Consider the following 6,222-nt stretch of genomic DNA (forward strand, 5'->3'; position numbering starts at 1 on the left):
CTTTGGTTTGAAACTTTCCGTGGGCCGGTTATGCTCTGCCTGTCCTGCCAAAACCTGTCAGTTGTTGAATGGCCCGCTCCGATCGTCTTTTCCGCCTGCTCGATGCCTTCCGTCGCCTGCCCGCGCCGGTCACCGCCGCGCGGCTGGCAGAGGAAACCGGCGTCTCCGAACGCACGCTCTATCGCGATATCGACACGCTGCGCGCGGGCGGCGCGCTGATCGACGGCGCGCGCGGCTATGGCTACACCCTGACAGAGGATCCGGCCCTGCCGCCCCAGATGTTCGACCGGACAGAGATCGAGGCCCTGGTGCTGGGCCTTGGCTGGCTGCGCGGGCAGGGGGATGACGCCCTGGCCCGGGCCGCTGAAGGGGCGCTGGCCAAGATCGCGGCCAGCCTGCCGGGGCGCAAGCAGGCGGAACTAGCCCATGCGGTGATGATGTCCTACGCCTACGAAGACCGCCCGCCGGTGCCGGATCACACCGCGCTTCTGCGCCAGTGCTGCTGGGACGAGGTCGCGGTGGACATCACCTACCGCGATGCCGGTGGGGCCGAAACGCAGCGCCGGGTCTGGCCGCTGTCGCTGGTCTTCACCGATCGCGCGCCGATCCTTCTGGCCTGGTGCTGCCTGCGCCGGGACTTCCGCCGTTTCATCGTCACCCGCATGACCGGCGCGACCCGCAGCGGCGAAAGCTTCCGCCCCCGCCGCGTGCCGCTGTTGAGAGAGGTCATCGCCCAGATGGAGGACCAGCGCCCCGCAGGCCAGGCCCCGGCAGGCTGAGATGCACCGAGGCGCGCGCATCAAGCCGACGCGCCTGACGCGATCTTGATCCCGCGCGTGCAATCGTCAGGTGACAGGGGCGCCTATGCGGGCAAACATGTCCCATGGACATGCTCTTTGCCTATCTTGCCGGGCTGCTGACCCTGATCAACCCCTGCGTGCTGCCGGTGCTGCCCATCGTGCTGGGCTCTGCCCTGCAGGCCAGTCCGCGCGGTCCGCTGGCCCTGGCGGCGGGCATGTCGGTCTCTTTCGTGGTGCTCGGGCTGGTGGTCAGCTCCTTCGGTTACCTGATCGGCCTGACGGAAGAGGTCGTGGCCCGCATCGGTGCCGTGCTGATGCTGGGCTTCGGGGCGGTGCTGCTGGTGCCGCGTTTCAACATGGCCTTCCAGACCGCCACGGCGGGGATCTCTGCCGGGGCGGATGCGCGGATCTCGCGCCAGGGGGCCGAGGGCTGGCAGGGCCAGTTCCTGGGCGGCCTGCTTCTGGGCGCGGTCTGGAGCCCCTGCATCGGCCCCACGCTGGGCGGGGCGATCTCTCTGGCCGCCTCCGGGCAGGGGCTGGGTCGGGCGGCGCTGATCATGATCTTCTTTGCTGCGGGTGTCTCCACGCTGATCATCGGGATCGGCTACGGCGCGCGCGGCCTGCTGACCCGGCATCGCGCCGGGATGCAGCGTTTCGCCCGCATCGCCCGCCCGGTGCTGGGTGCGCTTTTCATCGCCGTAGGCCTGGCGATCCTCTTCCGCCTGCATCACGCGGCAGAGGCCTGGGCCCTGCAGACCCTTCCCGACTGGCTTGTCGACCTGTCGGTCCGCTTCTGAAAGGAACCCTCACATGCCCCCGATCCTGACACGCCGCCATTTCATCGCCGCCGCCGGCACGGCTAGCCTGCTTCTGCCCCTCGCCGCCCGCGCCGCCCCGCTGGACTACACCCCCGGCCTCGTGCAGGAAAAGCTTGCCGCCGGAGAGACGGTCTTCCTGGATTTCAAGGCAAGCTGGTGCACGACCTGCGCCGCGCAGGAACGGGTTCTGGACGCGCTGAAGGCCGAAAACCCCGATTACGAGGCCCATGTGACCTTCGTCGACGTCGACTGGGATGACTATGCCCGCGCCGATTTCACCAAGTCCCTGCGCATTCCGCGCCGGTCTACCCTGGTGGTGCTGAAAGGCGATGAGGAACTGGGGCGCATTGTCGCCGGCACCGGCCGGGACCAGATCAAGGCCCTGATGGACACCGCCCTCTCCGCCGCGCAGACGTCCTGACAGCGGCGCGGGGTGCCCGCGTGCGCCGCGTTTGCGGCCCGGCCTGAGCAACCTGTTGCCCGACCCGGGCAGCAGCTCAGGCCTGTCGTGCGCAAAGCATCAGCCTTGGCCTTCGGTATCTACCGCGACACGTCCCGCAGAAGCACCACACGAGCCTCTCCCGTAGCCCGCGCCACGCTCCGTCCGCGCAAGATACCCCTGCCCCACCGCGAAAACCGCCGGGGCCCCCGCCACCTGTCCCTGGCAAACGGGGGCCCCGGCTCTGCTCTGCCTGCGTCGCTGGCCTTCGGGGGGTGGCCCCCTGGCCCGCGCCTGCCCGTGAGTGATGCCTCCCCTGCCGCTCCTCCTGCCGCGCCCCTCCGACCCGGCAGCCTTGCCTCTCATCTTGCCGTCAATGCGGGGCTCAATGGGCCTGCGGTGCGGCCTCTGCCACTATGGTCCCGCCTGTCCCGTCCTGCGCGACGACCCCCTCAGCTCCATGTCCCGCCGATTTCCCCGACCGGAGCGCGGCCTGCACCCCAGGCAGATCCGCTTGCCCCTCCGCATCTCCGGCATTGGCGGGCAATTCGCCGAACCAGCCCGAAAGCAGCCCGATCCCGCCCGCCATCAGCGCCACGCAGCCCAGGCTGATCCCCATCAGCCGGTCCTCGCGGTGATCATGATCCAGCCGGACCGGGGCCGGCAGGCTGAACCCCGTCGCGGCCCGATCCGCAGCGCCACGGCTGCCTGTCCCGGATGGTATGCTGTACTGGCCTGGCGTCACCGAAGGGCTCCTGTACCTGCGATCCGCCTTGGGCCGACCGCGCCGCAGAGATGTCGTCTCTCTGCCTGCAGGCTCCGGCCAAATAGTTAATAATTCGCAAAAACCGCCACAGTTCACCGGCACCGCGCTGTCAGAGCATGACCGCGACCAGAACCGTCAGCGTCACGAAGGCCGCGATGGTCGATACCATCACCGCCAGAGAGGCCGCGCCGGCATGCCCGGTGTCCTTCGCCAGAAGCGGGAACACCCCGAAGATCGGCATGGCAGCGGAGAGGATAAGCGCATGTTCCCAATCGGCATTCGGCAGGCCCAGCCCGACCAGCCCGATCACCCCGATCCACAGGAAGGCCATCAGCGGATGCACCAGCAGCTTGAAGGCGGTGATCGTGCCGGCCAGCGGCAGGTTGCCCCGCAGCGGCAGCCCCACCAGCGATCCGCCGATGAAGAACAGCGCCAGCGGAGAGGCCGCCTGGCTCAGCAGGGTCAGCGTGCGCTCCATCGCGACTGGCAGATGCAGGCCGGAAATCGAAACGACAGCGCCCAGGATCAGCCCGATCACGAAGGGCCGCCGCAATACCGACAGCACCAGCGTGCCCAGCCGCGCCCAGGCGCTTTGCGAGCGCTGCGGCGTGGCCGCCCCGACCAGCATCAGTCCGACCGGACTCAGCACGAAGTTCTCCACCAGCAGGCACATCGCCAGGATCTGCGGCGCGTAGTCCGGAAACAGGATGATCATCATGGGAAAGGCCAGGAAGGCCGAGTTGGGCGTGGCCGCGCCCAGAACCCCGATGGCCCGCCGCGCCGGCCCGATCCGCCCCAGCTTCAGCACCAGCCAGATCAGCGCTTGCGTGCTCAGCCCGGCCAGCGCCAGGAGCCCGAAGAAGACGGGATCGACCAGCTCGCCGAAGGGGCGCGTGGCGGTGGTCTGGAAGAGCAGGGCGGGCAGGGCCACCGACATGACGAAATTGCCCAGCACCGCCATGTCGCGGGGGGCAAAGACCCGTCGGTAGGTCAGGATGTAGCCCAGGCCGACCAGCGCGAAGATCGGCAAGGTGATCGACAGGACAGAGAGCATCTAGCCGATCCGGCCGCCGGCATCTCCGATCTGGCCGCGGTGCAGCAGCAGGTGATCCAGCAGGACCAACGCCATCATCGCCTCGCCCACCGGCACGGCGCGAATGCCCACGCAGGGGTCATGGCGCCCCTTGGTGATGATCTCCGCCGCGGCCCCGGCCTTGGTGATGGTCTGGCGCGTCTTCAGGATGGAAGAGGTCGGCTTGACCGCGAAACGCACCACGATCTCCTGCCCGGTGGAAATCCCACCCAGGATCCCCCCCGCGTGGTTTGAGGAATAGACCGGCTGGCCGTCATTGCCCGGAAAGATCTCGTCGGCGTTCTCTTCGCCGGTCAGGCAGGCGGCGGCCATGCCCTCGCCGATCTCCACGCCCTTGACGGCGTTGATCGACATCATCGCGGCGGCCAGGTCGGTGTCCAGCTTGCCGTAGATCGGCGCGCCCAGTCCCGCCGGCACGCCCCGCGCCACGATCTCGCAGATCGCGCCCACGGAATTGCCGCTCTTGCGCAGCCCGTCGAGGTAGCCGGCCCATTGCTCTGCCGCCCCCGCATCGGGGCACCAGAAGGGGTTTTCCTCGATCTGGCCCTCGTCGAAGCGGCTACGGTCGATGCCATGGGGGCCGACCTGGGTCATGTAGCCCCGGATCTCGATCCCCGGCGCCAGGGCCTCCAGCGCGGCGCGCGCCAGGCCCCCGGCGGCCACCCGCGCCGCCGTCTCCCGGGCCGAGGACCGCCCGCCACCGCGGTAATCCCGGATGCCGTACTTCTGCCAATAGGTGATATCGGCATGGCCGGGGCGGAATTTCTCGGCGATATCGCCGTAATCCTTGGACCGCTGATCGGTATTGCGGATCATCATCTGCACCGGGGTGCCGGTCGTCTTGCCCTCGAAGACACCGGACAGGATCTCCACCGCGTCGGGCTCGCGCCGCTGGGTGGTGTACTTGCTCTGCCCGGGCTTGCGCCGGTCCAGCCAATGCTGCAGCTGCGCCGCGTCCACCTCGATCCCCGGCGGGCAGCCATCCACCGTGGCGCCAAGCGCAGGCCCGTGGCTTTCGCCCCAGGTGGTGACGCGAAAGAGATGACCGAAGGAATTGAGGGACATGGGCGCGCTCCGCAGATGATCGCCCCCGGTTACCCCAAAGCGCTGTCCTGTGCAATTCCGCGCCGCGCAGCGCCTCCGTCCCCCATTGCACACCCGCCCCAAGCACCCCCGCCCACAAATCCGCGCGCCCCCACCTGCTTCTTCTTGCCGAAAAACTCCCGCCGGAGGCCCCCACCAGCCCCGCGCACCCCCTCGCCCTTCCGGGCACACCGCCGGAAGCAGGCCCCGGAAACAGACCCCGGAAATCCGGCCCCCAAACACCCCCCGGCGCCTCTCCCGTCTCCCCTTGTCGCCCCCCTGTCCCGGCACTATGCTCCCCCTCACCTCGGGGTGCCTTCGGGCTGAGATGCAGGACGCGAACCCGTTGAACCTGATCCGGTTAAAACCGGCGGAGGGAAGGTCCGGCCCCATGCCAATGCCGGTGCCAATCTTTCTCCGCCCGCAGCTCCAGGAGGATGCCATGAAGCATCTTGCACTCGCCGCGGGTTGTCTGATCGCAGGCCAGGCGGCCGCCCAGACACCCGTCCTCACCGTCTATACCTACGACAGCTTCACCCCGGACTGGGGCCCCGGCCCGGCGATCGAGTCGGCCTTTGAAAAGGTCTGCGACTGCGACCTCGTCTTCACGCCGGCGGGCGATGGCGCGGCGCTGCTGTCGCGCCTGCGGCTGGAAGGGGAGCGTACCCCGGCGGATGTGGTGCTGGGGCTGGATACCGCGCTGATGGGCCAGGCCCGCGCCACCGGGCTTTTCGCGCCGACCTCCGTCAGCGCGGAGTACGACCTGCCCGTCGCCTGGGAAGACAACACCTTCGTGCCCTTCGACTGGGGCTATTTCGCCTTTGTCGGCAATGCGGATGCGGATCTGCCCAGCTCCTTCACCGCGCTGGCGGAAAGCGACACCACCGTGGTGATCCAGGATCCTCGCAGCTCCACCCCCGGCCTCGGCCTGCTGCTCTGGGTCAAGGCGGCCTATGGCGACGAATCCGGCGCAATCTGGGAGTCGCTGGCGGACAATATCGTCACCGTCACCCCCGGCTGGTCCGAAGCCTACGGCATGTTCCTTGAGGGCGAAGCGGACATGGTGCTCAGCTACACGACCTCGCCCGCCTACCACGTCATCGCCGAGGACGACGAAAGCAAGCGCGCCGTGCCCTTCGAGGAAGGCAATTACATGCAGGTCGAGGTCGCCGCGAAGCTTGCCTCCAGCCAGCATCCCGAGCTTGCCGATCGCTTCCTGCAGT

The 6,222-nt window shown here is 68.5% G+C and carries 7 protein-coding genes and 1 riboswitch; of the genes, 4 read left to right on the forward strand and 3 right to left on the reverse strand.

Features of this window, described 5'->3' with window-relative positions; genetic code table 11:
* Positions 1–68: 68 nt before the first annotated feature.
* The 3 genes from HCZ97_RS13430 to HCZ97_RS13440 all read left to right on the forward strand — a co-directional run bounded on the left by HCZ97_RS13430 (position 69) and on the right by HCZ97_RS13440 (position 2,039).
* Positions 69–779 (forward strand): YafY family protein, encoded by a 711-nt coding sequence (locus HCZ97_RS13430; protein ID WP_167689228.1) that lies wholly within the window; start codon positions 69–71, stop codon positions 777–779.
* 104 nt (positions 780–883) lie between these two features.
* The gene (locus HCZ97_RS13435) at positions 884–1,597 is read left to right on the forward strand and encodes a cytochrome c biogenesis CcdA family protein (protein WP_167689229.1); all 714 of its coding nucleotides are present in this window, start codon (positions 884–886) and stop codon (positions 1,595–1,597) included.
* 13 nt (positions 1,598–1,610) lie between these two features.
* Complete coding sequence (locus HCZ97_RS13440) at positions 1,611–2,039, forward strand: thioredoxin family protein (RefSeq protein ID WP_254871523.1); 429 nt, start codon at positions 1,611–1,613, stop codon at positions 2,037–2,039.
* Positions 2,040–2,442: 403 nt separating this feature from the next.
* Here the strand turns inward: HCZ97_RS13440 and HCZ97_RS13445 are convergent, their stop codons facing one another.
* From HCZ97_RS13445 to aroC, 3 genes are all read right to left on the reverse strand, one after another.
* The gene (locus HCZ97_RS13445; protein WP_167689230.1) at positions 2,443–2,802 is read right to left on the reverse strand and encodes a hypothetical protein; all 360 of its coding nucleotides are present in this window, start codon (positions 2,800–2,802) and stop codon (positions 2,443–2,445) included.
* Between the two features lie 130 nt (positions 2,803–2,932).
* A complete protein-coding gene (locus tag HCZ97_RS13450; RefSeq protein ID WP_167689231.1) occupies positions 2,933–3,877 on the reverse strand; it encodes an AEC family transporter in 945 nt (314 codons plus the stop codon).
* Positions 3,878–4,981, reverse strand: coding sequence for a chorismate synthase (aroC, locus tag HCZ97_RS13455; protein WP_167689232.1), 1,104 nt, complete (start codon positions 4,979–4,981; stop codon positions 3,878–3,880). It lies immediately after the preceding gene.
* A gap of 316 nt (positions 4,982–5,297) precedes the next feature.
* Positions 5,298–5,395, forward strand: a riboswitch (TPP riboswitch).
* Between the two features lie 46 nt (positions 5,396–5,441).
* On the opposite strand from aroC, the gene HCZ97_RS13460 reads away from it, so the two are divergent.
* The coding region (locus HCZ97_RS13460; protein WP_167689233.1) for a thiamine ABC transporter substrate binding subunit at positions 5,442–6,222 on the forward strand (781 nt) is incomplete at its 3' end.

The sequence above is a fragment of the Pseudooceanicola sp. HF7 genome (assembly GCF_011806405.1).
In the GTDB taxonomy this organism is placed as follows: domain Bacteria; phylum Pseudomonadota; class Alphaproteobacteria; order Rhodobacterales; family Rhodobacteraceae; genus Pseudooceanicola.

What these genes read in the sequence shown, in the direction of transcription:
- HCZ97_RS13430 (WP_167689228.1), top strand. Translation starts at nt 69, where the DNA reads ATGGCCCGCTCCGATCGTCTTTTCCGCCTGCTCGATGCCTTCCGTCGC.
- HCZ97_RS13435 (WP_167689229.1), top strand. Translation starts at nt 884, where the DNA reads ATGGACATGCTCTTTGCCTATCTTGCCGGGCTGCTGACCCTGATCAAC.
- HCZ97_RS13440 (WP_254871523.1), top strand. Translation starts at nt 1,611, where the DNA reads ATGCCCCCGATCCTGACACGCCGCCATTTCATCGCCGCCGCCGGCACG.
- HCZ97_RS13450 (WP_167689231.1), bottom strand. Translation starts at nt 3,877, where the DNA reads ATGCTCTCTGTCCTGTCGATCACCTTGCCGATCTTCGCGCTGGTCGGC.
- aroC (WP_167689232.1), bottom strand. Translation starts at nt 4,981, where the DNA reads ATGTCCCTCAATTCCTTCGGTCATCTCTTTCGCGTCACCACCTGGGGC.